Origin of the sequence: Pseudoalteromonas sp. Z1A6, assembly GCF_011378745.1 — a bacterium.
Taxonomy (GTDB): domain Bacteria; phylum Pseudomonadota; class Gammaproteobacteria; order Enterobacterales; family Alteromonadaceae; genus Pseudoalteromonas; species Pseudoalteromonas arctica.
This window is the reverse complement of sequence record NZ_WTKW01000673.1, coordinates 1-735: the sequence shown is the minus strand read 5'-3', so window position 1 is coordinate 735 and position 735 is coordinate 1. Positions and strand designations below refer to the sequence as shown.

General features: G+C 44.1%; 1 protein-coding gene. It reads right to left on the bottom strand.

The window, feature by feature from the left end:
* Window positions 1-630, bottom strand: a 630-nt coding sequence (locus GQR46_RS20275) for an IS4 family transposase (protein WP_165742331.1), incomplete at its 3' end; no start/stop codon positions are given.
* Window positions 631-735: the final 105 nt, after the last annotated feature.

Here is a 735-nt window from a genome sequence, read left to right as displayed (position 1 = left end):
TCGTTGCTGCTCGGTTAGTTTATACTGCAAGTATTCGTAGATGTCCGCTTCGCGGTCACACACCGATATCACGTTCGCCATTTGTCCTTGCAGCCGCTCTGCCATCGCTCGTGACGCTGACTCCCACTTGTAACTTTCTTTTTCTTCGTAAGAAGTCGTCGCGTGTTTTTCTCTTTTTCCAATCGTGTTGATATCACGACTCCAGCGAGACTGTTCAATTAATCCCACAACTTGCTTTGTGTCTGGCGCAAACAGTAATACGCTATGAGCTAACAAGCCTCGTTGTTTTGCTCCTCGTCCGACATGACCCAAATCATCTCGAATGGAGGAATGTTTATAAATTAGTGTGGTCGTGTCTTCTAATGCGAGCAATAAGTTATGACTTTTTGCTTGTTCAACCGTGGCTTTAAAGCCTGACTCGGCTATAGCCGTTGCGTCAATATTCTCGTTGCGAATAAAGCGGTAGGCACCTTCCATATCGGCGGGGGATTGAGTGATGTTCACAAGTGGTTTTCCTGGTTCATTTGCAAGCGTTGATGCTAACTTTACCAGACGCGCTGTTCTTCTTGGATCACCTAAGTCCGATTTACCGAATTGTTGTTTTGCCCAATGAGTATGTTCGTTAATCATAATGTGCCCTCAAACAAGATTTGAAGATCTGATCATGACATTGAGATTTAGTTCAAAAAAATCCCCGCTAATTTCTTAGCAGGGATTTGTGTATAAGAGACAGCT